This window comes from Halomonas sp. Mc5H-6, assembly GCF_024124705.1.
Classification (GTDB): domain Bacteria; phylum Pseudomonadota; class Gammaproteobacteria; order Pseudomonadales; family Halomonadaceae; genus Vreelandella; species Vreelandella subterranea.
Genome location: NZ_JAMXSI010000004.1, coordinates 42,037 through 68,896, shown reverse-complemented (window position 1 = coordinate 68,896; position 26,860 = coordinate 42,037). Strand labels below are relative to the sequence as shown.

Here is a 26,860-nt window from a genome sequence, read left to right as displayed (position 1 = left end):
TCCCTATTAATGTTGTATGTTTACCACTGTAAGCTTTCGGCTCGCATAAAGGTTGGGTCGCTCCAGTTCAACCCTAGCGCATCATCGTAGAGGTCTTCATTGACCAGCAGCATGAATTGGTCATTAAATTTATCCGGCTCGATTGGGGCAATGGCGCCGACTTTTTCCAGGGCTCTAAAGCCGTTATGGGGCACTTGCACTGTATAGAGCTGCAGTTTTCGGGCAATGCCGCCAGGGCTTGTGGCAAAGGCGAGCTCTTTAATCGCTTTACGTGCGTCACCGTCCCTGGGAATAATGACACTTCGTTGATTGTTGTCGATGAGGCGAAATTTCTGTTCGAGAGTTTCAAAGGGCAGGGCTTCAAGCCGCCCTTTTTCAATCAGCGAGAGCAGTTGGTGCTTGTCGAGTTGGTCAGGCCCTTGCTGCCAGTAAAGTAGCGTGAAATACGCCTCTATCGCTTCCAGCGAAAGCGGGTCGTGATCGTGTTGGCGTAGCACTTCACGAGTGGCTTGGGCGAACTGTTTTAGCTCGGGCGGCGGCGCCCACTCTTCATTAGCAGTTGCAAAAATACGCACTTCGCTCTCTTCGGCGGTCCGTTTACCTTCACGGTTACAGCGCCCTGCGGCCTGGGCGATAGAGTCTAGCCCCGCCTCGGCGCGCAGTACCCTCGGAAAGTCTACGTCAACGCCCGCTTCTATTAACGAAGTAGACACCACCCTGCATGGTTTGCCTTCTGTAAGTGTTTCACGAATATGCTGTAATACCTGTCGCCGATGAACGGCGCACATAGCGGTGGTCAGATGAAAAGCGCCTGGCTGATCGGCGATGGATTCATACAAGGCTCTGGCGTGGCGGCGGTTATTGACGATGCACAGTACTTGATCGACGTCCAGGAGTTCGTCGCGCAACTGCTTGTCATCTAAGCAGCCAATATGCTTTACCGTCACCCGTTTTAACGCTTGATACAGATTTTTTGGATCTGGGGCTAGTTCCTCAACGTCTTTGAAGCCGCCTGCGAAGCTGCGGGCTGCGTCATTAGTTTCAAGCAGAGCGGGTTGGGTAGCGGTACAGAGCACAATGCTGGTGTGATAGTTCAGCGCGAGTTCATCCAGTGCGGCAACGCTTGGGCGCAGCAAGGGCAGAGGCATTGTCTGTGCTTCATCCAGAATCACCACGCTACGGGCAATATTATGTAATTTTCGGCAGCGTGATGTTTTAGCGGCAAATAGGCTTTCAAGGAACTGCACCGATGTTGTCACGATAATCGGTGCGTCCCAGTTCTCACTGTCGCGTCTGAGTTTCTCAAGACTATCCTTGTCTCCTTTTGACGCTTTTTCAGCATCAAAGGTGCTGTGGTGTTCGAGCACTGCATCAGCGCCATACCTGCCCAGCGCCTTCCGAAACACCGCAGCGTTCTGCTCGACAATACTGGTGAAGGGGATAACGTAGATAACACGATCCATGCCATGGGTGATGGCATGATCCAAGGCGAAGGCGAGGGAGGCCAGGGTTTTGCCACCGCCAGTGGGCACCGTGAGGCTGAAACAGCCGGGTCGCATTCCCGCTTTGTTACGTACCTCATGCAGGATATGCCCACGTAATTGGTTAATGCCTTTTTCGGTATCGAAGGCTTCCAGGTGTTGATTGAGCGCATCGCGAAGCAGCGTTAGCGAAGCGCCGCCACCGCGTTGCCGTGCTAAGCCGGTCGCATGTTGGGCGTAGAAAGTTTCGGTATCGATATAGTCTGCATCGACTAAACATGAAAAAAGCATTCTGGTGAGAAACGCGAGTTGAAAGAAACCCCGTTCTGGACGTTGGGTAAATGTACCAGGAGGACGTAGCTCTTGTGGAAGCGTAAGCGCATCTTGCCAAGCGTTATTTAGCGCAGGGATATCCGCTTTAAGGCGTTCACTAAGTGGGGAGCGTTCGCCTGAATCACGGCCATTGGCAAGCCCTGCATGATGGCCCGCAACACAGTAGGCCAGCAAGTCACCGATCCCGCCTTTGAAGCGATTTTTGGCAACAATAGCACCTGCTGTAGAGTGATCAACACGTTCCTGAGAGCCTTCCAGCCGCCGCTGAAAGGGCGCGCTGTACTTGCCTAAATCATGTAAAAGACCCGCTGCATATCCAGCATCTGGCATACCAAACCGTTCAGCGCGTTTTGCCGCCATTTCGGCGACACACCGTAAGTGATCATCTAGTGTTTGCCAGGCTTGCTTGTCTGTTTCTGGGATAGAATGAGCGTAAAAGTGCGATGATTTAGATGGCATTTGCATGGCTCAACATGATTAATTACTTAGTAACCTTAGCCTTAAAGCATAGGCTTTTGCTATGACAAAATGCTCAAACTAGGTGAGTCATTGCTTCCCGCCAAAGCACCCATAGCCCCCGCACGCGCTTTTGCCTACAATAGTTGCCTTTGTTGTCGGCGTTTTGCGCCGTGGTTTACTGAATTCAGGCCAAGGGATACCTCATGCTCGATCCGAAACTGCTGCGCGGTGATCTTGATGCGCTGGCGCAACAACTGGCCCGCCGGGGCTTTGTGTTGGATAAACAGGGACTGCAGGCGCTGGAATCGCGCCGTCGCGAGCTGCAAACCCAGACGGAGCAACTGCAGAACGAGCGCAACACCCGTTCCAAGGCGATTGGCAAGGCCAAGGCCAACGGCGAGGATATTCAGCCGCTACTGGACGAGGTCAGTGACCTGGGCGAGCGCCTGGACGCCGCGAAGCAGCAACTGGCGGCGGTTCAGGCCGAGTGGGACGATGCGGTCAGCGGGATTCCCAATATCCCCCATGACAGCGTGCCGGAAGGCAAAAGCGAAGACGATAACGTCGAGCTGCACCGTTGGGGCACGCCTCGCGCCTTTGATTTCGAGGTGCTGGATCACGTTGATCTGGGCAAGCAGTCAGGCTATCTCGATTTTGATTTGGCTTCCAAGATCACCGGCGCACGCTTTGCAGTGATGCGCGGGCCGGTAGCGCGCCTGCATCGCGCACTGGCGCAGTTCATGCTGGACACCCAAACCGAGCAGCACGGCTACGAAGAGTGTTACGTGCCCTACATGGTCAACCGGGAGTCGCTGGTCGGTACCGGTCAGTTGCCCAAGTTTGGCGAGGACCTGTTCCGCCTGGACGATGAGCGTGACTATCACCTGATTCCCACCTCGGAAGTGCCGCTGACCAACTTTGTGCGCGATGAGATCGTCGACCAGGCGGCGCTGCCCATGAAGCTCACCGCGCATACGCCGTGCTTCCGGTCTGAGGCAGGTTCTCATGGGCGCGATACCCGCGGCATGATTCGCCAGCACCAGTTCGACAAGGTCGAGATGGTGCAGATTGTCGAACCGGAACACAGCTACCAGGCGCTGGAGGACATGCGCGGCCATGCGGAGGCGATCCTGCAGGCGCTCGAGCTGCCGTATCGCGTGGTGACGCTGTGCACCGGTGATATGGGCTTTGGCGCAGCCAAGACCTACGACCTGGAAGTATGGCTGCCCAGCCAAGAGACCTACCGCGAGATTTCTTCGGTGTCCAACTGCGAGGATTTCCAGGCGCGGCGCATGCAGGCACGCTTCCGTCACCCGGATGCGAAAAAGCCTCAGTTGTTGCATACCTTGAACGGCTCGGGGCTGGCGGTCGGGCGCTGCCTGCTGGCGGTGCTTGAAAACCACCAGCAGGCGGATGGCTCGGTGGTTATTCCTGAGCCGCTACGTCGCTATCTGGGCGGGCTGGAGCGTCTGGTCCTTTAAGGGCCCATTCCACGTTAACGCCTGCTTCTATGCGGATGGTCCCGGGGCGATATTCGCTGCTGGGGCTATGGCCGGTATCGGCACTGGCGCTGCTCTCTGCTCGCATTGACATCATGCGGGGTTGGAAGATGGGCGACTGGGTTTCTTCGATGTGCTGAACATGACCGAGGTCGGTATCCAGCGTATCGGCCATTAGCTCGGCCTTGTGCCGGGCTTTCTCCAGGGCCTTGACCAGCGCTTCGTCGGTGGCGGTGTCACGGTCCTGCAGGTCGAATTGCACGCCGTCCAGGGCGTTCACGCCTGCATCCATCAAGGCGTCCAGCACGTCACCAAGCTGTCCGATATCCGTCAGTTCGACGGTGACCGGGCGTTCGAGCCGCGTGCGCTGCAGCGTTTCACCCTCATCATTACTGCCACGCGGACCCGATACCTGCTCAGGGTAAATATTCAAGGAGCCAGCGCTGATCGCATCGCGCTCGAGGCCGCTATCTTCCATCGTGTTTATCAGCTCGCTGGCGCGGCGCTCAAGCCGCTCCCTCGCTGCGTTCAATTCGTCGCTGTCGGTGTCTTCGAGGCTTGATAGCGCGGGGGTCTTTTCCCATAAGCGGGCACTGAGGGTGGCTTTGTCAGGCGCGACTTCAACAAAGGACTGAGCTTGGACATGCAAGCTCGGTGGCGTGGGGGCTGCCTGGGCCATCGGAATGCTGATCAGGGTAAGCAGTGCACTGACGGCCAGGCTTTGGCGTAATGGTGTTTTAGAGGGCAAGCGAAATTTCATGGGCAATATCCCTATAAATGCGTGTGCGCTCAGGCGCATGGCGGAGGAGTAAGAGTAAGACTAGACTCTGCTTTGAATGCGGTAGGCTAAAGAAAGTTCAGCCGTGGCAGTGTGGTTGATCGTTGTTGCTAGAAGTTTGCACGCTTGGTGCTAAATTCCGTTGTCTTCTGGTCTAGAAGGCGATGTTGCTTAGAAATGGAGGCGTATGTCGAAGTTATCGGATGAGGATTACCGCAGTATTCCATTGAATGCCACGCTGGCCATGGCCGCTTTGGTGGTCATTATGGCGGGAATGAAAATGGGCGCAGACCTGCTGGTCCCCCTGCTGCTCGCCATTTTTATCGCTGTGGTATGCACGTCCCCCGTGCATTGGCTGAATCGTTGCGGGCTTAGCTTGCGGCTTGCGGTGTTTCTCACCTTGATGTTCATGCTGGTGTTTATATCGATGATCGGCCTGCTGGTAGTGAACAGTTTCAGCACCTTCATCCAAGCCCTGCCTGATATTGAAACGCGTCTTTATGAGCACTACTGGGATGTATTAAATGCGTTGGCATCTCGCGGCCTGGCGATAGACCCGGATCAGCTTAGCTCGATGCTGGAAATGGATGGTGAAGGGGCCTGGATGCAAACCTTGTTGGGAGAGGTTGGCAACCTGTTCATGCAGAGCACCATTGTCGCGTTGCTGGTTATTTTCCTCTTGTTCGAAACGCTGAATTTCCGCGATAAGGTATCGCGGGCCCTGGAAAACCCAGCGCCGAGTTTGAAGCGTTTCAGCGAATTCAGCCTGACGTTGAAACGTTATCTTGCCGTAAAGACGGTGATCAGCCTGGCGACGGGTATTTTGGTATGGCTGTCTTGCCTGATGGTGGGAGTCGAGTTCCCGCTGCTTTGGGGGGTGCTGGCTTTTGCGCTCAACTTTATTCCCAATATTGGTTCTGCGATTGCCGCGGTTCCGCCTGTTTTATTGCTGCTGGTCTCTCAGGATGGGGGTGTCTGGCAGGCATTGCTGCTGGCATCCGCTTACTTGGGGATCAATTTCGTGCTGGGTAACCTGGTCGAGCCGCGGATCATGGGGCAGGCGCTGGGGCTTTCCACCTTCGTGGCGTTTTTATCGCTGGTGGTATGGGGGTGGGTGTTTGGGGTTGCCGGGATGCTGCTCTCGGTCGTTTTGACCATGACGCTCAAGATAGCCCTGGACAGCCATCCGCAAACGCGATGGATGGCGCACTTGTTGGGGCCGGGCAGTCGGAAAGGAGAGACCTCGAGTAAGCAGGACGCTCGCCGTCCGCCCTGGCTGAGGCGGCACTGAGATGAATAAGCAAAACCGCCGACCCTGTCGGCGGTTTTGTTATGTCAAGCGTTCTGGTCGATAAACTGGGTTAGCTGCGATTTTGATTGAGCGCCCACCAGCGATGCCACTTTGGTGCCTGCTTTGAACAGCATGACGGTGGGAACGCCACGAACGCCTTGCTCTGCCGCGATCTCGGGGGCGTCATCGACGTTGACGCTGACCACCTTGAGGTTTTCGCCTTGCTCGTCGGCGACTTCATCGACCACCGGGGCCATGACTTTGCAGGGGCCGCACCAGGGGGCCCAGAACTTCAGTAGGACTGGCTGTTCGGCGTTGAGGACTTCTTGCTCAAAATTGGCGTTAGTAACATCAACATTAGTAGCCATTTGCTTCTCCCGTTTGCGTTGCTCTTGCTGTTTCGTTGCCTCAAATGGAGCAACGGTCATCACGCGATTGCATAGCGCATTTCATCGCGCCAAGTCGGCAAATGTTAGCGGGCGAAACGGGGTGTGGCAAATGCGATCGGCGCGAAATCGATAAAATAGTAAAAAGTAATAGGTGCTGCCAAGGCTGTTTTTTTATACTATAAAGGCATTATAGCGTTTTTTTTTATTCTAATAATGGTTGTGTGAGCCAAGTGCCAACGGCAGCGCTTGCCGTTTCAACGCAATCATCCGTGCATTGACCGGTTAGGTGACACTATGAAACTGCAGCAGCTTCGCTACATTTGGGAAGTGAATCGGCACAATTTGAATGTTTCGGCCACCGCGCAAAGTCTTTACACCTCGCAGCCTGGAATTTCCAAACAAATTCGCCTGTTGGAAGACGAACTGGGCGTCGAGATTTTTGCGCGTAGTGGTAAGCACCTGACCCGTGTGACGCCTGCCGGTCAGTCGATCATTGATCTGGCCGGGCAAGTGCTGCGGTTGACCGAGAACATCAAGCATGTGGCACAGGAGCACAGCGACGAACGGCGCGGTAGTCTGGCGATTGCCACCACCCATACCCAGGCGCGCTATGCGCTGCCGCCCATTATCAGCGCTTTTACCCAGAAGTATCCCGATGTGGCGCTGCATATGCAGCAGGGCACGCCCAAGCAAATTGCCCAGATGGTTAGTGAGGGGCAGGCCGATTTCGCTATTGCCACCGAGTCGCTGGAGCTGTTCACCGATCTTATTCTGCTGCCTTGCTATCGCTGGAACCGTTGTGTTCTGGTACCCAAAGACCATCCGCTGGCCCATCTGGAGTCGCCGTTGACACTGGAAGCGCTGGCGGAGCATCCGCTGGTCACCTATGTGTTTGGCTTCACGGGGCGTTCCCAACTGGATGATGCGTTCAAGGCCAAAGGACTGACACCAAACGTGGTGCTCACGGCGGCAGATGCCGATGTGATCAAAACCTACGTACGGCTCGGCATGGGGGTAGGTATTGTGGCGCACATGGCCGTTGACCCGGGGTTGGACGATGATCTGGTTGCGCTGGACGCACGTCATCTTTTTGCAAGCTCCACGACCAAGATTGGTATTCGCCGTGGCACCTTCATGCGCGGTTACATGTACGATTTTCTGACCCGCTTTGCGCCTCATCTTACCCGTGACCGGGTGGAAGAGGCGCTGACCGCAGGCCCGCGTCATGAGCAGTCGTTATTCGACGACCTGGACCTGCCGGAGTATTAAACTGACCTGTAGGGTGAGATCAGTGCTGTAGATGCAGCCCGCATTCGCGCTTTTCCTCGACCTTGGTGGGGTCAAAGTAGTCGAAGTTGTTGGGCAGGTTGTGGGCTTGCAGGTATTGGTACATATCCTTGGCCGTCCACTGAAGCAGCGGTGCGACTTTCAGCAGGCCGTCAGCATTGCGGCTGACAGGTTGCATCCTGGCACGTTCCGGGGTGTCTTCCGCCCGCAGGGCGGTGAACCATACATCCGGTTGCATTTCCCTCAGAGCACGTTCGAAAGGCTCAATTTTGACTTCCTGGGTAAAGGCATCGTGGCGCGGGTCATCAATACCCGGCATGGGTCCTTCCAGCGCTTCGCGATGCGCGCGGGTCCGCTTGGGCAGGAAGCTGACGATATTCAGATCAAGCTGCCTGATGAGCTCATCGGCGAACTGGTAGGTCGCCTCGGTGTTGTAGCCACTGTCCATCCATACGATGGGGATATCGGGGCGCACCTGCGTCACCATATGCAGAATCACCGCTTCGAACGGGCGGAAATTGGTGGTGCAGATAGGTTGTGTGCCTTGCGCCATCGCCCACTCGATTAATCCTTGAGGGTTGTTGGCAAAGTCGTTGTTGATCGCGTCAAGTTCTGAGGACATGCTGCCTCCTTATCGTCGGAAAGATCCTGTCGCTAGACTACCAAAGAGCAGGTAGGTGGCCCCAATACCGTTTGGTTTGGCTTTTATATTCCTTCTTGATATATAAATTATCCTTTCTTATTCCAGAGCTTTAATCAAATGGCGAATCTTGTCCAGCGTCTCGGTGTATTCCTCATCGACGTTGGAGTCGGCTACCAGTCCGCCACCGCCCCATACGTGAAGCCGACCGGCATCGGCCACCACTGTGCGAATGGCAATCGAGGTATCCATGCTTCCCCGCACGTCGACATATCCGAGGCTGCCGCAGTAAATGCTTCGTTGGCAGGGTTCCAGCTCATCGATGATCTGCATGGCACGAATTTTGGGTGCGCCGGTAATCGACCCGCCGGGAAACGCAGCGGCGAGAAGCGCGAGGGCGGCACGCGGGTCGGGGAGCTGTCCCTGGATGACACTGACCAGATGATGAACGTTGGGATAGCTCTCCAGGTGACAGAGCTGAGGAACCCTGATCGTACCGGGCAGGCAGATACGGCCCAGGTCATTACGCAAAAGGTCAACGATCATGACATTTTCGGCCCGGTCTTTACGGCTATTGAGCAATTGCTCGGCGAGTGCTTTGTCCTCTTCAGGGGTAATGCCGCGGGGGCGCGTTCCCTTGATCGGGCGAGTTTCCACCTGGCCCTGATGGCTACGAATGAACCGTTCCGGCGAGAGCGAAAGCACTGCTTTGCCCTGCCACGCCATAAATCCTGAAAAAGGCGTGGGGGTGGCGCGGCGCAGGCGTAAATAGGCTTGCCACTCATCGCCCTGGTAAGACGCCGAAAAGCGTTGGGCCAGGTTGATCTGGTAGCAGTCGCCCGCGCGAATATAGTCTTGTACCGCATGAAAGCGCTGATGGTAATCAGCGCGGCTGAGTTCCGCCTGAAAAGACGCGGTCAGGCAAAACGGCCCCGTCGCTGGCTCTGGATGGTCAAGCCAGCGCATGACTTTTGTGCGGCGCTCGGCGGTGGCGACAAGCCAGGCCTGCTGGGTGTGGTGGTCAAGCGTGATGCACCAGTCATAGAGCCCCATTCGGGCTTGGGGAAGGTCGGTGACACGCGGCTGCTGGCTGGCAATCGACTGCTGCTCACGGCCCAGGTCATACCCCCAGTAACCGATCAAACCGCCCGCAAAGGGGAGCTCGCCCATGTCTTGTGATGGCACAGGCAACTGGTCAAGCAGCCACTGCTGGGGGGCAAACGCATCAGGCCAGTCGAGAGGCACAGTGAGTCGGTCGGACGTGATCTTCGATTGGCCGTTGGCATCGATTTCAAGCGTCGCCAGTGGATCACTGCTCATGATGTCAAACCGACCGTTGGCCAGCGGGCGCCCGCTATCGAGCAACACCGCGCCGGAGCGTTGGCGAAGTGTCGCGAATGTCGTCAACGGGTCGGGTAGGTAGGGCAGTGCCGTCAGTGTTAACGCCGATGTCATGAAGCAAACGCCTGGCCGAGTGGGCAACGCATTTTAGAGGGCGTTAAACAATGACACCAGTCGATCCTCTCTACGGCTTTCTCACGTTAATCGCATGATGCAGGACATCGTTGTCAGCGGTGCCCCGCTTTTCGTCAGATTGTTGACATCGTAAAACCTTGTTGCCCTAAGTCGTACGACAAAAGGCCTATATGTTCGAACGATAAGCAAGGTTGACGGTAGTTTTTAGGAGGGCTAAAGTTGCTCCACTATCTAATTGTCGACAATTCATCATGACGCTATCAGCCGTGACTACACATAAAGATTCATCGGATCATGATGCGGCTTCTCCGGAAGTGCGCACCCTGGCCGAGAGGGTTTTCCAGCAGCTCCAGGAAGCCATCGTTCGCGGTGAGCTCGCCCCCGGGAGCAAGATTACCGAACCGGGTTTATCGAAAACCTACGGTATATCGCGAGGGCCGCTGCGTGAAGCAATGCGCCGCCTGGAGGCACACCGTCTAATCGAGCGGGTTCCCCATGTCGGGGCCCGGGTCGTCAAGCTCTCAATGAAAGAGCTGATTGAGCTTTTTGACGTGCGCGAGGCGCTGGAAAGCATGGCGGCGCGTCTTGCCGCCGAACACATGTCGCCGGAAGAGGTGCAGGGCTTGCGGGATGTTCTGGCGCTTCACGAAGGTCAGGCGGACTTAAAGCGTGGCGAAGCCTACTATCAGCGCGAAGGCGATCTCGATTTTCACTACTGTATTGTGCAGGGCAGTCATAACAAGATGCTGATGAACCTGCTGTGTGACGATCTCTACTACCTCGTGCGTCTTTATCGTACCCAGTTCAGCGCCAGCGGCGCGCGCCCCCAGCGGGCTTTTGTGGAACACCACCGCATTGTCGATGCCATCGAAGCCGGCGACGCCGAACTCGCCGAACTATTAATGCGCCGCCACGTCAGCGCTTCCCGCGCCAATGTCGCCGACCGTTATGCCACCATTCTTGAACAACAATCATCGACGCACTCGGGGTAAAACGCCGTATACCCGTGTCGGATTACAAAGGAGTCTACGCCCATGTCCCATTCAAGCTTGTCAGGTTCAACACCCGGTGCCCGCTTTCGGGCGGCGCTTGAGGCGAATCGGCCCCTGCCGATTCTCGGCGCCATCAACGCTTACACGGCGATGATGGCCGAGCGGGTAGGGCATCAGGCGATTTATTTGTCCGGTGGCGGCGTGGCGAATGCCTCTTTTGGTCTGCCGGACCTGGGCATGACCACCATGAACGACGTGGTGGAAGATGCTCACCGTATTTGCGGCGCTACCGATCTGCCCTTGCTGGTGGATATCGATACCGGTTGGGGCGGGGCGTTCAACATTGCGCGTACCGTCAAGGAAATGCAGCGTGCGGGGGTGGCAGCGGTACATCTGGAAGACCAGGTGGCCCAGAAGCGCTGCGGGCATCGCCCCAACAAGGCGATTGTCTCCCAGCAGGAAATGGTCGATCGCATCAAAGCTGCCTCGGATGCCAAGCTCGACCCGGATTTTTACCTGATTGCGCGCACCGATGCGTTCCAGAAAGAGGGGCTGGACGCGGCCATCGAGCGTGCCAATGCCTGTATCGAGGCAGGTGCTGACGCCATCTTCGCCGAAGCGGTGCATACCCTGGATGACTACCGGGCGTTTTGCGAGCGGGTCAACGCGCCGATTCTTGCCAATATCACCGAGTTCGGCGCCACGCCGCTGTTCACCCAGCAGGAGTTGGGCGACGTCGGCTGCCGCATGGTGCTGTATCCGTTATCCGCCTTCCGCGCGATGAACGCCGCCGCGCTTAACGTTTATCAAAGCATCCTGGACAACGGCCACCAGAAAGACGTGGTGGACACCATGCAGACTCGCGATGAGCTGTACGACTTCTTGAACTACCACGATTTCGAGCAAAAGCTCGACGCGCTATTTGCCGAGCAGAAAGACGCTTAATAATTTACAACCGATAAAAGACACGCTAGCAGGAGACAAGACATGGCGGATAAACCACAAAACAGTGCGGGACTTCGTGGCCAGAGCGCAGGCTCCACCGCGCTGTGTACCGTGGGTAAGACCGGATCAGGATTAACCTATCGCGGCTTTGATATCAAGGAGCTGGCCGAAAAAGCCAAGTTCGAAGAAGTCGCCTACCTGCTGTTGAAGGGCAAGCTGCCCAACCAGGCCGAGCTGGATGACTACATCGCCAAGCTGAAAAGCCTGCGCGGTTTGCCAAGTGCCCTGAAAAATGTGCTGGAGGAGATTCCCAAAGATGCTCACCCCATGGATGTGATGCGTACCGGGACATCCATGCTGGGTAACCTGGAAACCGAAGAAAGCTTTGAAGAGCAGGACGACGTGGCCGACCGTCTACTGGCCGTGCTGCCTTCGATCATCTGCTACTGGTACCGCTACAGCCACGATGGCGTGCGCATCAATACCGAGACCGACGATGCCTCGGTGGGCGGTCACTTCCTGCATATGCTGCGCGGCGAACCGGCTTCCGAATTGCACGCCCGGGTGATGAACGTCTCGCTGATTTTGTACGCCGAGCACGAGTTCAATGCGTCCACCTTCACGGCTCGGGTATGTGCCTCGACGCTTTCGGACATGCATTCCTGCGTCACCGGGGCGATTGGCTCGCTGCGTGGGCCGCTGCACGGTGGCGCCAACGAAGCGGCGATGGCGATGATCGAGAACTGGTCATCCCCGGAAGAAGCCGAACGTGAAATGCTCGGCATGCTGGCGCGCAAAGAAAAAATCATGGGCTTCGGCCATGCCATTTATCGCGAGTCCGACCCGCGCAACGCGATCATCAAGCACTGGTCGAAAAAGCTCGCCGACGACGTGGGTGACACGGTGTTGTATCCCGTCTCGGTGCGCTGCGAGGAGGTCATGTGGCGGGAGAAGAAGCTGTTCTGCAACGCCGACTTCTTCCATGCCAGCGCCTACCACTTCATGGGCATCCCCACCAAGCTGTTTACGCCGATTTTTGTGATGTCCCGGCTTACCGGCTGGGCCGCCCACGTGTTCGAACAGCGTGAAAATAACCGCATTATTCGCCCCAGCGCCGACTATACAGGCCCTGAGAAGAGCGAATGGGTGCCCATCGAAGCGCGCGACTAAGTGAGGCGACCATGAATACTGACTATCGCAAGCCGCTGCCGGGCGTGACGCTGGACGGGGTGGCAATGGATTTTTTCGACGCGCACCAAGCCGTGGAGGATATCCAGCCTGGCGCTTACGCAACGCTACCCTTTACCTCGCGGGTATTGGCGGAACAACTGGTGCGCCGTTGCGACCAGGCGTTGCTTACCGACGCTCTCAAGCAGCTGATTGAGCGCAAGCGCGACCTGGACTTTCCCTGGTACCCGGCGCGGGTCGTTTGCCACGATATTCTCGGCCAGACCGCGCTGGTCGACCTGGCGGGCCTGCGCGATGCCATTGCCGATAAAGGCGGTGACCCGGCGAAGGTCAACCCGGTGGTGCCGACGCAGTTGATCGTCGACCACTCGTTGGCCGTTGAGCACGCTGGCTTTGAAAAAGACGCTTTCGAGAAAAACCGCCAGGTGGAAGACCGGCGCAACGACGACCGTTTTCACTTCATCAACTGGACGAAAATGGCCTTCGAGAACGTCGATGTCATCCCGCCGGGCAACGGCATCATGCACCAGATCAACCTGGAAAAGATGTCGCCCGTGGTGCAAGTCCAGCAGGGCGTGGCCTTTCCCGATACCTGTGTGGGCACCGACAGCCATACGCCGATGACCGATGCGCTGGGCGTGATTTCCGTCGGGGTGGGCGGGCTTGAGGCGGAGAGCGTCATGCTCGGCCGCGCCTCAATGATGCGTCTGCCGGATATCGTCGGCGTGGAACTTACCGGCAAGCTTCAGCCCGGCGTGACCGGCACCGATATGGTGCTGGCGATTACCGAGTTTCTGCGCAGCGAGCGCGTGGTCGGCGCCTACCTGGAGTTTTACGGTGAAGGTGCCGATGCGTTGACCGTGGGTGATCGGGCCACCATTTCCAACATGACGCCCGAGTACGGCGCCACGGCCGCCATGTTTTACATCGACAGCCAGACCATCGACTACCTCAAGCTCACCGGGCGTGAGGACGAGCAGGTGGCACTGGTCGAGGCCTACGCCAGGCATACCGGTCTCTGGGCCGACAGCTTGAAAAGCGCCGAATATGAGCGGGTGCTTCGCTTTGACTTATCCAGCGTGACGCGCACCTTGGCAGGGCCTTCCAACCCCCATGCCCACCTGCCGACCTCCGAGCTTGCCAGGAGCGGCATCGCGGGGAATATGGATAAAGCCCGCGCTGAAGAAGAGGCGGGCCGAATGCCGGACGGCGCGGTGATCATCGCGGCAATCACCAGTTGCACCAATACCTCCAACCCGCGCAACATGGTGGCGGCGGGCCTGATTGCCCGCAATGCCAACAAGCTCGGTCTGACCCGCAAGCCCTGGGTCAAGTCGTCGCTGGCACCGGGCTCGAAAACCGTCAAGATGTACCTGGAAGAAGCCGGTTTGATGAGCGAGCTGGAAGACCTGGGCTTTGGCGTGGTGGCCTATGCGTGCACTACCTGCAACGGCATGTCCGGTGCACTTGACCCGAAGATTCAGGAAGAGATTATTGACCGGGATCTTTACGCCACGGCCGTCCTGTCCGGTAACCGCAACTTTGACGGGCGTATTCACCCCCACGCCAAGCAGGCCTTTCTGGCCTCGCCACCGCTGGTGGTGGCTTACGCCATCGCGGGTACGATCCGCTTTGATATCGAAAAGGATATTCTGGGACACGATGCCCAGGGCAACCCGGTCACCCTCAAGGATATCTGGCCCGACGACAGCGAGATCGACGCCATTGTGAAATCGTCGGTAAAACCCGAGCAATTTCGCGATACGTATATCCCGATGTTCGACCTGCAGAAGAGCGCGCGCACCCAGGTCAGCCCGCTTTATGAATGGCGCCCCCAGAGTACCTATATTCGTCGTCCCCCCTATTGGGAGGGCAACATGGCCAAAGAGCGGGGCTTGAAGGGGATGCGGCCACTCGCCATTCTGCCGGACAATATCACCACCGACCATCTGTCGCCCTCCAACGCAATTCAGTTGAACAGCGCGGCGGGTGAATATCTGGACAAGATGGGTTTGCCGGAGGAGGACTTCAATTCCTACGCGACCCACCGGGGCGATCATTTGACCGCTCAGCGTGCCACATTGGCGAATCCCAAGCTGTTCAATGAAATGGTCCAAGATGAGCAGGGTAATGGGGTGCAAGGATCGCTTGCCCGGATTGAGCCGGAAGGCAAGGTGACCCGGATGTGGGAAGCCATTGAAACCTACATGGCCCGCAAGCAGCCGCTGATCATTATTGCGGGCGCCGACTACGGCCAGGGGTCTTCCCGCGACTGGGCTGCCAAGGGCGTTGCGCTGGCCGGGGTCGAAACCATTGTTGCCGAGGGGTTCGAGCGTATCCACCGCACCAACCTTATCGGTATGGGCGTAATGCCGCTGCAGTTTGAAGAGGGCACTACGCGGCATACGCTGGCGCTGGACGGCACCGAAATTTACGACGTGGAGGGCAGCCCGCAGCCGGGCGCCACGCTCACGCTGGTGATCCATCGTCAGAGTGGCAGTACCGAACGCGTGCCGGTGATTTGCCGTCTGGATACCGCCGAGGAGGTGTCGATTTATACCGCTGGCGGTGTCCTGCAGCGCTTTGCGCAGGACTTTCTCGAATCCACTGCCGCCTAGCCGGGGAGCAACGTCATGGCTCATGCGCCGCAACTCAAGATCCCCGCCACCTATATGCGTGGCGGGACCAGCAAGGGTGTGTTTTTTAAACTCGATGACTTGCCCGGTGCCGCCCGGCAGCCCGGCGAGGCGCGGGACAGGCTGTTGCTAAGAGTGATCGGCAGCCCCGACCCCTACGAGAAACAGATCGACGGTATGGGCGGGGCAACGTCCAGCACCAGTAAAACGGTGATTCTGTCGAAAAGTGAATCGCCCGAGCACGATGTGGATTACCTCTTCGGCCAGGTCGCTATCGACAAGCCGTTTGTCGACTGGAGCGGTAACTGCGGCAATCTTTCGGCGGCGGTGGGGCCCTTCGCGATTACCCATGGCCTTGTCGATCCTGAGCGGATCCCTGAAAACGGCGTGGTCGAGGTGCGTATCTGGCAGGTCAATATCCAGAAGACGATTATCTCGCGGGTGCCGGTGACCAACGGCGAAGTACAGGAAACCGGCGACTTTGAGCTCGATGGGGTCACCTTTCCCGCTGCCGAGATTCCAGTGGCCTTCATGGATCCGGCCGATGGCGAAGGGGCCATTTTCCCAACCGGCAACCTTGTCGATGACCTGGAGGTGCCGGGGGTAGGTACGCTCAAAGCCACCCTGATCAACGCCGGTATTCCCACGGTGTTTATCAACGCCGCCGACATTGGGTATGCCGGTACCGAGCTTCAAGAGGCGATCAATGGCGATAGCAAGGCGCTTTCGATGTTTGAGACCATCCGCGCCCATGGTGCCGTCCGTATGGGGCTGATTAAACACCCGGATGAAGCGGCCAGCCGCCAGCACACGCCTAAAGTGGCGTTTGTCGCGCCACCGGCGGGGTATACGGCGTCGAGCGGTAAAACGATTGACGCCTGTGATATCGACCTGCTGGTGCGGGCACTCTCCATGGGGAAACTCCACCATGCCATGATGGGCACCGCCGCTGTCGCGATCGCCGCGGCGGCGGCAATTAAAGGCACCCTGGTCAACGAGGCGGCGGGAGGCGGCGAACGCGATGCGGTCACCTTCGGCCATCCCTCGGGTAGTCTGCGGGTGGGGGCTCAGGCAAGTCTGGTGGACGGGCGCTTGCAAATAGACAAAGCTGTCATGAGTCGCAGCGCGCGCGTATTGATGGAAGGCAGCGTGCGCGTTCCACGGGATACGCTGAACCAGTAGGGGGATAAGACATGCATACCGCCGACCTTAATGACCGTCCTGACTATGACCCTGAACTGCAAACACTGGCCGACTACGTTCTCAATTTTCGTGCCCCTTCCGAGGAGGCGCTGACCACGGCGCGCTACTGTTTGATGGATACGCTGGGCTGCGGGTTGCTGGCATTGCGTTTCCCGGCGTGTACCAAACACCTTGGCCCCTTGGTCGAGGGGACGACAGTGCCGCATGGCGCTCGCGTGCCGGGCACCTCGCTACGGCTGGATCCCGTCAAGGCAGCCTGGGACATCGGTGCCATGGTGCGCTGGCTCGATTACAACGATACCTGGCTTGCCGCTGAGTGGGGACACCCCTCTGACAACCTGGGCGCGATTCTTGCCGTTGCCGACCATCTTTCCCAGAAACGAGTGGCTGAAGGTGCTGCGCCGCTGATAATGGAGGATGTGCTGCACGCCATGGTCATGGCCCATGAAATTCAGGGCGTGCTGGCGCTGGAAAACAGTTTCAACCGTGTGGGCCTTGACCATGTGGTGCTGGTAAAAGTGGCCTCCACCGCCGTGGTCGCCAAGCTGATGGGCGCTGACCGTGAACAGTTGTTGTCGGCGCTTTCCCATGCCTGGGTAGACGGTCAGAGCCTGCGCACCTATCGTCATGCCCCCAACGCAGGCTCCCGTAAAAGCTGGGCGGCAGGCGATGCCACTTCGCGGGCCGTGCGTCTGGCGGATATCGCCATGCGCGGCGAAATGGGCATTCCCAGTGCATTGACGGCGCCGCAATGGGGGTTTTACGACATCGCCTTCAGCCATAGCAATAAAGACCTCAGTCTTAAGCCCGAAGGCGAGCGTCGACTGCGCTTCCAGCGTGAGCTGGGCTGCTACGTGATGGAAAATATTCTCTTCAAGGTGGCGTTCCCTGCTGAGTTTCATGCCCAGACCGCCTGTGAGGCGGCGGTGACGCTGCACCCGCAGGTCAAAGATCGCCTGGCGTCCATCGAGCGCATTGTGATCACGACGCACGAAGCGGCCATTCGGATCATTTCCAAAACCGGCCAACTCGCCAACCCTGCCGACCGCGACCACTGCCTGCAGTACATGGTGGCCGTCCCGCTGATGCAGGGGGCATTAACCGCAGATCACTATGAAGATGACTTCCATGCCGCGCACCCGCTGATTGATCAGCTGCGCGAAAAGATGGTGGTGGAAGAGAACCCTGATTATTCAAACGCCTACCTGGATCCTGAAAAGCGCTCGATTGCCAATGCCGTACAGGTGTTTTTTGATGATGGGACGGCGACGGAAAAGGTCGCTGTGGAATACCCGCTGGGGCATCGGCGGCGTCGCGACGAAGGCATGCCGCTGTTACTCGAGAAGTTTCAGCGCCACCTTGCCACGCGGTTTCCCGGGCATCGCTGCGAGCAGATTATCCAGGCCTGCGAAGACCATGCATCGCTTGCGTCCATGCCGGTTAACCGCTTTATGGCGCTATGGGAAATGACGCCGTAAACGATGAATCGCCCGATTCCCTGGCGCAATCGGGCGATGTTTAGCGGTGTCATCTTAGTCTTCAACGGCTACCTGATCGCGCATGCGGTCAACCGTTGCCGGTCCAATACCGCTGACGCGGGTCAGGTCATCGACATTTTCGAAGTCGCCGTTTGCCTCACGCTCTTCGATGATGGCTTCGGCTCGGCTGGGGCCGATACCCGGCAGCTCATCGAGTAATTCGGGATCGGCGCTGTTGACGTTGATCGGCGCAATGTCCTGAGCCAAGCCGGTGCTGGCAACCCCAATGCCGATGCTTAAGAGTAGTGCGGCGAATAATCCTTTCAATGATAGCTTCATCGTAAGCCCCTTTATGGCGGTTTCAGTTTCAGTGGTAGTTATAAGTCCCATCGTTAACGGGGAAGCCCCGCTCTTTCACCATAACTGGATGCCAGAAAGATGCTGTCGGAAATTAGCGATGCGTTATGTAAGCCTTTTGCTATAAACGCATGGCAAAAGGCTTACATAGCAAGCCGAAGGGACTGATATAATGCGCCGAAACACCTGGGGAGCTTGGTATGGCTGTCACTGAATCACCGCTGATTATCGCACTCGATTACCCTTCGCTGGACGCGGCGCTATGCATGGCCGATCAGTTGGATCCGTCCCGGTGTCGGCTCAAGGTCGGTAAAGAGTTATTCACCCGCAGCGGCCCGGCCGTGCTGGAAGCATTGCACGGGCGTGGCTTTGAGGTATTTCTGGACCTCAAATTCCATGACATTCCCAATACGGTGGCCAGCGCAGTAGAAGCGGCAGCAGAGCAGGGCGTCTGGATGGTCAACCTGCATGCCAGCGGCGGTCGGGCAATGATGGAAGCTGCCGCAACGCGTCTGGTGAAGCAACGTCTCACCACCCATCTGATCGCGGTGACGGTGCTGACCAGCATGCAGGCCAGCGACCTTGAGGATGTCGGCGTGTCTTCATCGGTTAGCGACCAGGTGACGCGGCTGGCTCAGCTCGCCAAGCAAAGTGGCTTGCATGGTGTCGTGTGTTCGGCTCAGGAAGCGACGCAACTGGCGTCGCTATATGGTGACGAGTTCTTGAAAGTGACGCCAGGCATTCGACCTGCCTTCGCTGCGGCCAATGACCAGCAGCGGATCATGACGCCCAGGGACGCGATGCAGGCAGGAAGCACGCACCTGGTTTTGGGGCGGCCGGTTACCCAGGCAGAACATCCCATGGACGCGCTGAAGGCTATCGAGCAAGAGTTGGTATAGAGAGCCGTTATTCGCCCTCGACTCCGATAATCGGTTTGATTGTGCCCCAGTAACGGCAAGTGGGGCACTGCCATTGCAGGGCATCGCTGGTAAAGCCGCAGCGTTGGCAGCGGTGGCGGGGGCGATCCTTCAGCAGGGCTTCGGTGTGATGCTTGAGCAGCACCAGTCGCGTGTCAGGTGCGTCTCTACCCTGCAGGCGCTGGCTCTCGATATATAGATCAACCAGATAGTTGAGTCCCCGCAAGCTGGGGGCCTGGGCGAGTAGTTCGCCGGTAACGCCAATCGCGGCATCGACCCCATCCCGATGATGGATCAGTTCTCCCAGTTCGATGATCAAGCTGGTGTAGGGCACGATGGCAATCAGCTGGCGGAGGTGGGTTTCCAGTCCGGCCTCATCGTTATTGCGCAGGTAGGCGCGCTTCAACGCCGGCAGCATGGTGGGAAGATGGGCGCTGTCCTGATCAAGAATGCGCGTCAAGTAGCCGATTGCCTGCGGATAGTGGGCATTTTCCATTTCAAGCCCGGCAAGCAACAGGTTGGCGCGGACACACTGGGCGTCAAGCTGCAGGGCTTTTTTCAAATGGCGCTTGGCAAGCGCGCGGCTGGCATTGGCGGTCTCTATCTCGGCCAGTTCGCACTGCCAGTGGGCCGCTGCACGGCGGATGTTGGGTTGCTGTTTAACCAGCGGAGCGGCGGTGTCCAAGGCGCCTTGCCAGTCCTTTTCGCGCTCTAGCAGGTCGATCAGTAGCCGCTTGGCAGGGTAGCGCAACTCACTGTCGTGGTCCTGATCGAGCAGCGTTCTGAGCAGCCGCTGTGCCCGGTCATGGACACCCAGCGCCACAAAGTCACGTGCGAGCTCCAGTTGAACTTTCGCGTTTGTGGCATCGGAAAGTGCCGGGCGCGCCAGAAGATTCTGGTGAATGCTGACCGCTTTGTCGGCTTCGCCCCGCGAGCGAAATAATCGACCCAGCGTAATGTGGGTCTCAACCGTTTCGCTATTGACATCCAGGGCATTGATAAAGGTATTGATGGCCTCATCAGGCTGCTCGTTGAGCAGATAGTTGAGCCCAACAAAGTAATCCCGGGAGAGACCACTGTGGGAAGAACCCGAACGCTCGCGTGACCGCCGGGACGCCTGGCGAAACCCGAGCCCGTAGCCAATCGCAATAGCGACGAATAAAACGCCCAGCAGCGGTATGTCCAGCATTTAAGCCAGTTCCTTAAACTCCTGCGTGCGTAGCTGGTCGAGTTCCTTGCTTTGTTGTTTATTCTGCCGTTCGCTACGTGCCAACCTGGCTTTGAGGCGAATATACACGCCAAGCATGGCCAGCATGCCCATCAGTACGCCAAACGTTAACGTTGCCAATAGCCAGACGGATAACGAGACGGCGGGTAGCTCCAGCCAAATCAGGTTTAGCGCAATGGCTTGCTGGTTATTGACTGCAAACAAAATGCCCACCAGCAGTACGACCAGCAAAATGATGGCCAGAATCAGCCCTTTTATCCAACGCATGAGAAGTTCCTAGTCAGTAGCTTTCACGGTAGTGCCATTGTGTACGAGTCGCTGCCCGACGTCATCCCAAAGACGGCATGAATCCGCTTTTAATGCCTGGCAAACGGCAACGATGCCTGGCTATGTCAATACCCCAATGCACGGCTCGCATCGACCTGTTCGCGTAGTTCCTTGCCCGGCTTGAAATGGGGAACATGCTTCCCGTCAAGCTCGACGGGTTCGCCGGTTTTCGGGTTACGGCCGGTACGTGGCTCGCGGTAATGAAGTGAAAAACTCCCAAAACCACGAATTTCCACCCGTCCACCATTCGCCAGTGCGTCGGTCATGTCGTCAAGAATAATCCGAACGGCGGTCTCAACTTCTTTGGTCGACAGCTCGGGCTGGTGCATGGCAATTTGTTCGATTAATTCAGATTTGGTCATTGGTTGGCTCCCTGCAGACGTTTAAGGTCGAACAATACGGCCTTTCTGTCACCTCATTCAGCATACTGCGCAATCGGAGATAAAACAATTTAGATAAAACAAGGTACTACAATCAATATCAGCATAGGCCAAGCGCGGCCCTGGCGCGACCCTGTGGCTTAGGTATACTGACCCCACATTCCATTTTTCCCAAGAGAGGCCAACGTTGAGCGACGACACATCCCCAGCCGCTATCGCCCGCAAGCGGCTTTACTGGCACTCACGTCGAGGTATGTGGGAGCTGGATTTACTGTTAATCCCCTTTTTGGAACAGCGTTACGACCAACTGGAGGAGGGTGATCAGCGTGCCTTTCAGCAACTGATTGATGAAGAAGACCAGGATCTGTTTGTCTGGCTGATGCGCCGGGAATGGCCGGGCGATCCCGTCCTGCGCCATATCGTGAAGATGATCGTCGAGCATGCTGAAAGCACCGATAATTCTGCCTATCGCACGCTCTAGGCTATGGGTTGGGCTACACAGCACCCTGCTGCTTGGGCTTGCATTAATGTGCCAGGCGATCGTGGGGTGGCTGATGGCCGCTGCGGTGGTGTTAGTGGGGGGTGGGTGCTTATGGCGCAGCACTCATTGCCTGCCCCATGGCACGCTTTATCTCTTGCCCCGCGCGCAAGGGCCTCTTGGCCGCTGGTTGCTGCCGCAAGGCGAGCTCGACGCATCATTGGCTGTCAGTTGTGACTACCTGACGCCCTGGCTGGTGGGCCTGAAGGTGGGGCAGCAGCGCATCTGGCTATGGCCCGATAGCGTTCCGCGGGAGGCGCACCGGGCAGTGCGCCGCCTATTTCACTCTCCCGGTCGTTAAACGCGATGGCTAACCCTTGGGTAGATGCTCGAGGGTGAGGCGGGACGGTTGGCTATGTTCAGCGTGCCCGGGCCAGTCCGTTGTGAAGTGCAAGCCTCTCGATTCATGGCGTTGCTGTGCCGCGGTGACCGTTAACCGTGCAAGGTTGACCAACTGCTGCAAACGCTGTGCCTCGACCGTCATCTGGCCAGTGCTCAGCTCGCCGAGTGCAGAGGCTATCTCGTTGAGATCCTTGCTGGCGGCGGCCAGGCCAGCATTACTTCTCACAATGGCGACGTGCTGGCTCATGGTGGCACGTAGCTGTTTACGCAATGCGGCGATCTGGGTATCGATAAACGCATCGGCGCCGAGAAGCGACGGCAGCCTCACGTCGTATTGCCTGGCGGCAGAGGCGGTGTTTTGAAGGGCTTGGGCGCAACTCCGGGCAAACACCAGACACTCCAGCAGTGAGTTGCTGGCCATGCGGTTGGCGCCGTGCAGCCCTGTGCAGGCTGTTTCGCCGATGGCGAACAGCCCCGGCACGCCGGTAGCCCCGGTGAGGTCGGTGGCCACGCCGCCGCAGCTGTAATGCGCGGCGGGAACCACAGGGATGGGTTGTTGGGTGATGTCGATCCCCCGCGATGCGCAGTGCGTCTTGATCGTCGGGAAGTGGTGCTGGATAGCATCTACCCCCAAATGGCGTATATCCAGCCATACATGGGGGAGTGCCTGAGCCTGTATCTCGGCGTCGATGGCGCGCGCCACAACATCGCGAGGGGCAAGCTCGGCTCTGGCGTCCACGGTCGGCATGAAGCGCTTGCCGGCCGAATTGAGCAGGTGGCCGCCTTCGCCACGCACGGCTTCGCTAATCAGAAAGGCCGGGCCGTCTGGGTCGTACAGGCAGGTGGGATGAAACTGCTGAAACTCCAGGTTCATCAGAGTGGCTCCCAGCTCAGCGGCCATGATCATGCCTTCACCGCTGCTGGGGGCGGGGGTGGTAGTGTGCTGGTAGAGGCCGCTGGCGCCCCCGGTGGCAAGTACCGTGTTCGTTGCGGTCAGGGCGTGCCACCCTTGGTGCTCGTCAAGCGCATAAGCGCCGATACATGCCCCTTGGGTATCTTGTAGCAGTCCCACCACGCTCAGGTGATGGTGCTGCTGGATATTGGCATGTGCCTTGACTCGTTGCAGCAGGGTGTCGACCACGGCGCGCCCGGTCGCATCGTCAGCGTGAATGATGCGGCGTGCGTTGTGCCCGCCTTCGCGGGTCAAGTGAAAGGGGTAGCGTGCGCCGGAGGAATGATCGGGCGTAAAAGGGACGCCGATGTCGATGAGCCACTCGATGGCTTCCGGGCCGTGCTCAACCGTGAAGCGAACGGCCTGCTCGTCACAAAGACCGTCCCCGGCAATCAGGGTGTCATTGACGTGGGCATCCACATGATCGTCGGGTGACAGCACCGCGGCAATACCACCTTGTGCCCAGCGGCTGGCGCCCTTGTCGTCCTGAGCCGGGCGTATCAATGCAACACGGTGCGTTTCAGCAAGGGTCAAGGCAAGGGTTAAACCGGCAACGCCGCCACCGATGATCAATATCTCTGAGGTGGGCGTCGTCATGGGGTACTCCTTAGCGGGCTTGACCTGGGCTTTGCGTCAACGTGATCAGCAACGACTGATAGCGTTCGGGGTGGCGGCAGGTATCATAGCGCGGTGTCAGGCAGATGGCGATAACGCAGGTACTGGATTTTCCAGCGCGCTCAATTACAGACAAATCAGGACGTTGACAAGAGGAAGCACTGGAGGGATTTCAGGGTGGTGCCCGGAGCCGGACTTGAACCGGCACGGGGTTGCCCCCGAGAGATTTTAAGTCTCTTGCGTCTACCAATTTCGCCATCCGGGCAGCGCAGCGATGGGAATCGGTGCACCAGAAAGAAAGATGGAGGCTGGAGTCGGAATCGAACCGGCGTACACGGAGTTGCAGTCCGCTGCATAACCACTCTGCCATCCAGCCTCGGTGAGTCGTTGGAGCGGGAAAGGAGATTCGACCGGGCTGGCGTTCCAGCTCACGACCCTCACTTGCTTTTCCACACAATCCAAGTTGGAGCGGGAAAGGAGATTCGAACTCCCGACCCTCGCCTTGGCAAGGCGATGCTCTACCACTGAGCTATTCCCGCTCGACTCGAGGGCGAATTATACGCAACGCGTTTAGCTTGTCAATCAAACATTTCCGCTACCGGTTCGCGTTGAGACCTACATTGAGCGACTGAGATGAGGCCAGGCGGATTTCAGATACTGGATCATCGACCATAGCGTCAACATGGCGGCGACGTAAAGAATAAGTACGCCGACCTGCGCCAGCGGATGCGCGGGAGGGAAGGCAAGTAGCACCAGTATGGCGACCATCTGCAGGGTGGTTTTCAGCTTGCCTACCCAGGATACGGCGACCATGCCACGCTTGCCCATTTCCGCCATCCATTCGCGTAGCGCTGAAATGACAATTTCGCGTCCGATGATGACCAGTGCGGGGAGCGTAAGTAGCGCCGTATCAAAACGCTCGATCAGCAGTGCCAGGGCAACGGCGACCATCAGCTTGTCGGCGACAGGGTCAAGAAATGCCCCGAACGGCGTGGACTGGTTCCAGCGGCGCGCCAGGTAGCCGTCAAGCCAGTCGGTGACGGACGCCAGGGCGAACATCCCGGCGGCGATGGGCATGCTCCAGCTGAAAGGCAGGTAAAACAGCACCACCAGCAGGGGAATAAACGCGATTCTTGCGAGCGTGAGGATGTTGGGTATATTCATCGCGGAGAGCGATCCTTGCCGTGGAGTCATGAAAACAAAGGTGTCCGTCGCTATTCTATCTGCCTTGGCCTGAGGCATCCATGTCCACGGTGCGTTTTATCCGTGGAGTGCGCGATAAATACTCTCGGCCAGTGCTTCGCTGATGCCGGGAACGCGGGCGAGTTCGGCGCGGCTGGCTTTTTGCACTCCTTGTAAACCACCAAAAAAACGCAGTAGTTCACGGCGCCGTTTAGGGCCGACCTTGGGGATATCCTGCAGTGTCGACGTGCGACGTGTTTTGTCGCGCTGAGCGCGGTGGCCCGCAATGGCAAAGCGATGCGATTCGTCGCGAATGTGCTGAATAAGGTGCAATGCCGGGGATGCGGGGTCTAACGGTAATGGATGGTCAGGCGTATCCAGAAAAACGCTTTCAAGGCCCGCTTTTCGCGTGGTGCCTTTCGCCACGCCCACCAGAGTGATCGCGCTGATGTCGAGCGTCCCCAATACCTCGCGCGCCATGTTCAACTGCCCTTTACCACCGTCGACGATTAAAATATCCGGCGCTATGCCTTCGCCATTTTTGATCCGCTTGAGCCGCCGAGTTAACGCCTGTTGCATGGCCGCATAATCGTCGCCCGCCGCCACGCCTTCAATACGGAAATGGCGGTAATCGCTCTTGCGCGGCCCTTGCTGGTCAAACACCACGCACGAGGCCACGGTGGCTTCACCGTGGCTGTGGCTGATGTCGAAGCATTCCAGTCGTTGAGGTGTTTCCTCAAGCCCGAGTGCCTGTTGCAGGGCGCTAAAACGCTCACTCAGTTGGCTCTGGTTGGCGAGCTGGGAAGCGAGTTGCTGCTCGGCGTTGGTCATGGCCAGATGTTGCCATTGGGCGCGGTGGCCACGCACCTGACTGGTGACCCGGATGCGTTTTCCAGCGTGCTGGGAGAGTGCATCCGACAATAACTGAGCATCTTCAAGCGGATGGCTGGTGATCACCTCGCTGGGGATATTATGCGGTTGGCCCAGGTAGTACTGGCTCACCACCTCGGTCAACAGCATCTCCGGGGACAGGTCGAGATCGTTTTTGGGCATGTGATGGCGGGCGCCAAGCAAACGACCATCGCGCACGCTCAGCACTGAGATACCCAGGGCGCCCGGGCGCTGGGCCAGGGCAAAAATATCGGCATTGCCGCTTTCGGTGTCGACAAACTGGCGCTGCTGGAGCTGACGCAATTGCTGTATCTGGTCGCGAAAGCGCGCGGCTTCTTCAAAATCCAGTGCCTGGCTTGCCGCTTCCATCGAGGCGGTCAGCTCCTGGGTGACATGTTCGCTTTTACCTTCCAGGCACATCACGGCGTGTTCAACGTCCCGCTGGTAGTCTTCGGCCGAGATGTAGTCCACGCAGGGGGCGCTGCAGCGCTGGATCTGATACTGCAAGCACGGGCGCGACCGGTGCGCGAAGACGCTGTCTTCGCAGTTACGGATGCGGAAAATCTTTTGCATCAGGGCAAGGCTTTCCCTGACGGCGCCACTGCTGGGATAAGGCCCAAGGTAGCGTCCATCGCCACGCCGTTGGCGCGCACGCTTGTATTCAAGCGCAGGGTAGGGGTGGCGGTCACTGACAAAGATGAATGGGTACGATTTATCGTCGCGCAGCAGTATGTTGTACGGAGGCCGCAGTTCCTTGATCAGCGTCTGTTCGAGCAACAGGGCTTCGGTTTCGCTGCGTGTGACGGTGACCTGGACATCCGCAATACGCCCTACCATGGCCTGGGTTTTGGCGTTGAGCTGGCCGCGGAAGTAGCTGGCCAAGCGAGCGTTCAAGCGCTTCGCCTTGCCGACATAAAGGGTGTTGCCCTCTGTGTCGAGCATCCGGTAAACCCCGGGAGATGTGCTTACCGTGCTTAAAAACTTTTTCGCATCAAAGGTCATAGTGTCTTTTGACAGTTTATCGCGAACCGCGTTGCTGCCTTTATTGCCGCACAA

The 26,860-nt window shown here is 57.9% G+C and carries 24 protein-coding genes and 3 tRNA genes; 12 read left to right on the top strand and 15 right to left on the bottom strand.

Going from position 1 to position 26,860, the window contains the following annotated elements; translation table 11 throughout:
* Positions 1–20: 20 nt before the first annotated feature.
* On the bottom strand, positions 21–2,279 hold the full coding sequence (locus NH395_RS07775) for a CRISPR-associated endonuclease Cas3'' (protein WP_253023756.1): 2,259 nt from the start codon (positions 2,277–2,279) through the stop codon (positions 21–23).
* Between the two features lie 197 nt (positions 2,280–2,476).
* Between NH395_RS07775 and serS the strand changes: the two genes are divergently transcribed.
* Positions 2,477–3,754, top strand: a complete 1,278-nt coding sequence (serS, locus tag NH395_RS07770) for a serine--tRNA ligase (protein WP_253023755.1) — start codon at positions 2,477–2,479, stop codon at positions 3,752–3,754.
* Here serS and NH395_RS07765 read toward each other — a convergent pair.
* On the bottom strand, positions 3,699–4,532 hold the full coding sequence (locus tag NH395_RS07765; protein WP_253023754.1) for an SIMPL domain-containing protein: 834 nt from the start codon (positions 4,530–4,532) through the stop codon (positions 3,699–3,701). The genes serS and NH395_RS07765 overlap by 56 nt on opposite strands.
* 205 nt (positions 4,533–4,737) lie before the next feature.
* Between NH395_RS07765 and NH395_RS07760 the strand changes: the two genes are divergently transcribed.
* Positions 4,738–5,841 (top strand): AI-2E family transporter, encoded by a 1,104-nt coding sequence (locus tag NH395_RS07760; RefSeq protein ID WP_253023753.1) that lies wholly within the window; start codon positions 4,738–4,740, stop codon positions 5,839–5,841.
* A 44-nt stretch (positions 5,842–5,885) separates the two neighbouring features.
* Here the strand turns inward: NH395_RS07760 and trxA are convergent, their stop codons facing one another.
* Positions 5,886–6,269 carry a thioredoxin gene (gene trxA / locus NH395_RS07755; protein ID WP_139839338.1) on the bottom strand — a complete coding sequence of 128 codons (384 nt, stop codon included), beginning with the start codon at positions 6,267–6,269 and terminating at the stop codon, positions 5,886–5,888.
* A gap of 255 nt (positions 6,270–6,524) precedes the next feature.
* On the opposite strand from trxA, the gene cysB reads away from it, so the two are divergent.
* The gene (gene cysB, locus NH395_RS07750; RefSeq protein WP_253023752.1) at positions 6,525–7,499 is read left to right on the top strand and encodes an HTH-type transcriptional regulator CysB; all 975 of its coding nucleotides are present in this window, start codon (positions 6,525–6,527) and stop codon (positions 7,497–7,499) included.
* 19 nt (positions 7,500–7,518) lie between these two features.
* Here cysB and NH395_RS07745 read toward each other — a convergent pair whose 3' ends face one another.
* Both NH395_RS07745 and pabB read right to left on the bottom strand, forming a co-directional pair.
* Positions 7,519–8,139 (bottom strand): phosphoadenosine phosphosulfate reductase family protein, encoded by a 621-nt coding sequence (locus NH395_RS07745; protein ID WP_066322109.1) that lies wholly within the window; start codon positions 8,137–8,139, stop codon positions 7,519–7,521.
* Between the two features lie 117 nt (positions 8,140–8,256).
* Positions 8,257–9,612 (bottom strand): aminodeoxychorismate synthase component I, encoded by a 1,356-nt coding sequence (gene pabB, locus NH395_RS07740; protein ID WP_253023751.1) that lies wholly within the window; start codon positions 9,610–9,612, stop codon positions 8,257–8,259.
* Positions 9,613–9,884: 272 nt separating this feature from the next.
* Here pabB and NH395_RS07735 point away from each other — a divergent pair, with 272 nt between their 5' ends.
* Genes NH395_RS07735 through NH395_RS07710 form a run of 6 tightly spaced genes read left to right on the top strand, consistent with a single transcriptional unit; the run spans position 9,885 to position 18,075 of the window.
* Positions 9,885–10,625: a GntR family transcriptional regulator gene (locus NH395_RS07735; protein ID WP_066322101.1), complete on the top strand. Its 741-nt coding sequence runs from the start codon at positions 9,885–9,887 to the stop codon at positions 10,623–10,625.
* Positions 10,626–10,667: 42 nt separating this feature from the next.
* The gene (prpB, locus tag NH395_RS07730; RefSeq protein ID WP_253023750.1) at positions 10,668–11,570 is read left to right on the top strand and encodes a methylisocitrate lyase; all 903 of its coding nucleotides are present in this window, start codon (positions 10,668–10,670) and stop codon (positions 11,568–11,570) included.
* 42 nt (positions 11,571–11,612) lie between these two features.
* Positions 11,613–12,740, top strand: coding sequence for a 2-methylcitrate synthase (gene prpC / locus NH395_RS07725; RefSeq protein ID WP_066322096.1), 1,128 nt, complete (start codon positions 11,613–11,615; stop codon positions 12,738–12,740).
* 11 nt (positions 12,741–12,751) lie between these two features.
* Positions 12,752–15,376 carry a Fe/S-dependent 2-methylisocitrate dehydratase AcnD gene (acnD, locus tag NH395_RS07720; RefSeq protein WP_253023749.1) on the top strand — a complete coding sequence of 875 codons (2,625 nt, stop codon included), beginning with the start codon at positions 12,752–12,754 and terminating at the stop codon, positions 15,374–15,376.
* Between the two features lie 15 nt (positions 15,377–15,391).
* Positions 15,392–16,576 carry a 2-methylaconitate cis-trans isomerase PrpF gene (prpF, locus tag NH395_RS07715; RefSeq protein WP_253023748.1) on the top strand — a complete coding sequence of 395 codons (1,185 nt, stop codon included), beginning with the start codon at positions 15,392–15,394 and terminating at the stop codon, positions 16,574–16,576.
* A gap of 11 nt (positions 16,577–16,587) precedes the next feature.
* Positions 16,588–18,075 carry a bifunctional 2-methylcitrate dehydratase/aconitate hydratase gene (locus NH395_RS07710; RefSeq protein ID WP_253023746.1) on the top strand — a complete coding sequence of 496 codons (1,488 nt, stop codon included), beginning with the start codon at positions 16,588–16,590 and terminating at the stop codon, positions 18,073–18,075.
* A gap of 54 nt (positions 18,076–18,129) precedes the next feature.
* On the opposite strand, the gene NH395_RS07705 is transcribed toward NH395_RS07710, so the two are convergent.
* Positions 18,130–18,414, bottom strand: coding sequence for a ComEA family DNA-binding protein (locus tag NH395_RS07705; protein WP_253023744.1), 285 nt, complete (start codon positions 18,412–18,414; stop codon positions 18,130–18,132).
* A gap of 218 nt (positions 18,415–18,632) precedes the next feature.
* Between NH395_RS07705 and pyrF the strand changes: the two genes are divergently transcribed.
* On the top strand, positions 18,633–19,331 hold the full coding sequence (gene pyrF, locus NH395_RS07700; protein ID WP_253023742.1) for an orotidine-5'-phosphate decarboxylase: 699 nt from the start codon (positions 18,633–18,635) through the stop codon (positions 19,329–19,331).
* A gap of 7 nt (positions 19,332–19,338) precedes the next feature.
* Here pyrF and lapB read toward each other — a convergent pair whose 3' ends face one another.
* From lapB to NH395_RS07685, 3 genes are all read right to left on the bottom strand, one after another.
* Positions 19,339–20,538: a lipopolysaccharide assembly protein LapB gene (gene lapB, locus NH395_RS07695; RefSeq protein WP_253023740.1), complete on the bottom strand. Its 1,200-nt coding sequence runs from the start codon at positions 20,536–20,538 to the stop codon at positions 19,339–19,341.
* Positions 20,539–20,844, bottom strand: coding sequence for a LapA family protein (locus NH395_RS07690; RefSeq protein WP_066322077.1), 306 nt, complete (start codon positions 20,842–20,844; stop codon positions 20,539–20,541). It lies immediately after the preceding gene.
* A gap of 125 nt (positions 20,845–20,969) precedes the next feature.
* Positions 20,970–21,266, bottom strand: a complete 297-nt coding sequence (locus NH395_RS07685) for an integration host factor subunit beta (protein WP_066322076.1) — start codon at positions 21,264–21,266, stop codon at positions 20,970–20,972.
* A gap of 205 nt (positions 21,267–21,471) precedes the next feature.
* Between NH395_RS07685 and NH395_RS07680 the strand changes: the two genes are divergently transcribed.
* Together NH395_RS07680 and NH395_RS07675 are read left to right on the top strand one after the other, a co-directional pair.
* Positions 21,472–21,765, top strand: a complete 294-nt coding sequence (locus tag NH395_RS07680) for a succinate dehydrogenase assembly factor 2 (RefSeq protein ID WP_066322066.1) — start codon at positions 21,472–21,474, stop codon at positions 21,763–21,765.
* Complete coding sequence (locus NH395_RS07675) at positions 21,725–22,123, top strand: hypothetical protein (protein ID WP_253023738.1); 399 nt, start codon at positions 21,725–21,727, stop codon at positions 22,121–22,123. Before NH395_RS07680 ends, NH395_RS07675 begins: the two co-directional genes overlap by 41 nt.
* A 9-nt stretch (positions 22,124–22,132) precedes the next feature.
* On the opposite strand, the gene nadB is transcribed toward NH395_RS07675, so the two are convergent.
* The 6 genes from nadB to uvrC all read right to left on the bottom strand — a co-directional run bounded on the left by nadB (position 22,133) and on the right by uvrC (position 26,806).
* Positions 22,133–23,713, bottom strand: a complete 1,581-nt coding sequence (gene nadB / locus NH395_RS07670; protein WP_253023736.1) for an L-aspartate oxidase — start codon at positions 23,711–23,713, stop codon at positions 22,133–22,135.
* Positions 23,714–23,909: 196 nt separating this feature from the next.
* Positions 23,910–23,996 (bottom strand) — tRNA-Leu (locus tag NH395_RS07665).
* Between the two features lie 37 nt (positions 23,997–24,033).
* Positions 24,034–24,107 (bottom strand) — tRNA-Cys (locus NH395_RS07660).
* Between the two features lie 88 nt (positions 24,108–24,195).
* Positions 24,196–24,270: transfer RNA gene (locus tag NH395_RS07655), tRNA-Gly, on the bottom strand.
* Positions 24,271–24,346: 76 nt separating this feature from the next.
* A complete protein-coding gene (gene pgsA / locus NH395_RS07650; RefSeq protein ID WP_066322061.1) occupies positions 24,347–24,895 on the bottom strand; it encodes a CDP-diacylglycerol--glycerol-3-phosphate 3-phosphatidyltransferase in 549 nt (182 codons plus the stop codon).
* A 96-nt stretch (positions 24,896–24,991) separates the two neighbouring features.
* Positions 24,992–26,806, bottom strand: coding sequence for an excinuclease ABC subunit UvrC (gene uvrC, locus NH395_RS07645; RefSeq protein WP_253023734.1), 1,815 nt, complete (start codon positions 26,804–26,806; stop codon positions 24,992–24,994).
* Between the last annotated feature and the right edge of the window lie 54 nt (positions 26,807–26,860).

Bases quoted from the DNA above. Each gene is read 5' to 3' on its own strand.
- NH395_RS07775 (WP_253023756.1), bottom strand. From the start codon at position 2,279: ATGCAAATGCCATCTAAATCATCGCACTTTTACGCTCATTCTATCCCA.
- serS (WP_253023755.1), top strand. From the start codon at position 2,477: ATGCTCGATCCGAAACTGCTGCGCGGTGATCTTGATGCGCTGGCGCAA.
- NH395_RS07765 (WP_253023754.1), bottom strand. From the start codon at position 4,532: ATGAAATTTCGCTTGCCCTCTAAAACACCATTACGCCAAAGCCTGGCC.
- NH395_RS07760 (WP_253023753.1), top strand. From the start codon at position 4,738: ATGTCGAAGTTATCGGATGAGGATTACCGCAGTATTCCATTGAATGCC.
- trxA (WP_139839338.1), bottom strand. From the start codon at position 6,269: ATGACCGTTGCTCCATTTGAGGCAACGAAACAGCAAGAGCAACGCAAA.
- cysB (WP_253023752.1), top strand. From the start codon at position 6,525: ATGAAACTGCAGCAGCTTCGCTACATTTGGGAAGTGAATCGGCACAAT.
- NH395_RS07745 (WP_066322109.1), bottom strand. From the start codon at position 8,139: ATGTCCTCAGAACTTGACGCGATCAACAACGACTTTGCCAACAACCCT.
- pabB (WP_253023751.1), bottom strand. From the start codon at position 9,612: ATGACATCGGCGTTAACACTGACGGCACTGCCCTACCTACCCGACCCG.
- NH395_RS07735 (WP_066322101.1), top strand. From the start codon at position 9,885: ATGACGCTATCAGCCGTGACTACACATAAAGATTCATCGGATCATGAT.
- prpB (WP_253023750.1), top strand. From the start codon at position 10,668: ATGTCCCATTCAAGCTTGTCAGGTTCAACACCCGGTGCCCGCTTTCGG.
- prpC (WP_066322096.1), top strand. From the start codon at position 11,613: ATGGCGGATAAACCACAAAACAGTGCGGGACTTCGTGGCCAGAGCGCA.
- acnD (WP_253023749.1), top strand. From the start codon at position 12,752: ATGAATACTGACTATCGCAAGCCGCTGCCGGGCGTGACGCTGGACGGG.
- prpF (WP_253023748.1), top strand. From the start codon at position 15,392: ATGGCTCATGCGCCGCAACTCAAGATCCCCGCCACCTATATGCGTGGC.
- NH395_RS07710 (WP_253023746.1), top strand. From the start codon at position 16,588: ATGCATACCGCCGACCTTAATGACCGTCCTGACTATGACCCTGAACTG.
- NH395_RS07705 (WP_253023744.1), bottom strand. From the start codon at position 18,414: ATGAAGCTATCATTGAAAGGATTATTCGCCGCACTACTCTTAAGCATC.
- pyrF (WP_253023742.1), top strand. From the start codon at position 18,633: ATGGCTGTCACTGAATCACCGCTGATTATCGCACTCGATTACCCTTCG.
- lapB (WP_253023740.1), bottom strand. From the start codon at position 20,538: ATGCTGGACATACCGCTGCTGGGCGTTTTATTCGTCGCTATTGCGATT.
- NH395_RS07690 (WP_066322077.1), bottom strand. From the start codon at position 20,844: ATGCGTTGGATAAAAGGGCTGATTCTGGCCATCATTTTGCTGGTCGTA.
- NH395_RS07685 (WP_066322076.1), bottom strand. From the start codon at position 21,266: ATGACCAAATCTGAATTAATCGAACAAATTGCCATGCACCAGCCCGAG.
- NH395_RS07675 (WP_253023738.1), top strand. From the start codon at position 21,725: ATGCTGAAAGCACCGATAATTCTGCCTATCGCACGCTCTAGGCTATGG.
- nadB (WP_253023736.1), bottom strand. From the start codon at position 23,713: ATGACGACGCCCACCTCAGAGATATTGATCATCGGTGGCGGCGTTGCC.
- pgsA (WP_066322061.1), bottom strand. From the start codon at position 24,895: ATGAATATACCCAACATCCTCACGCTCGCAAGAATCGCGTTTATTCCC.
- uvrC (WP_253023734.1), bottom strand. From the start codon at position 26,806: ATGACCTTTGATGCGAAAAAGTTTTTAAGCACGGTAAGCACATCTCCC.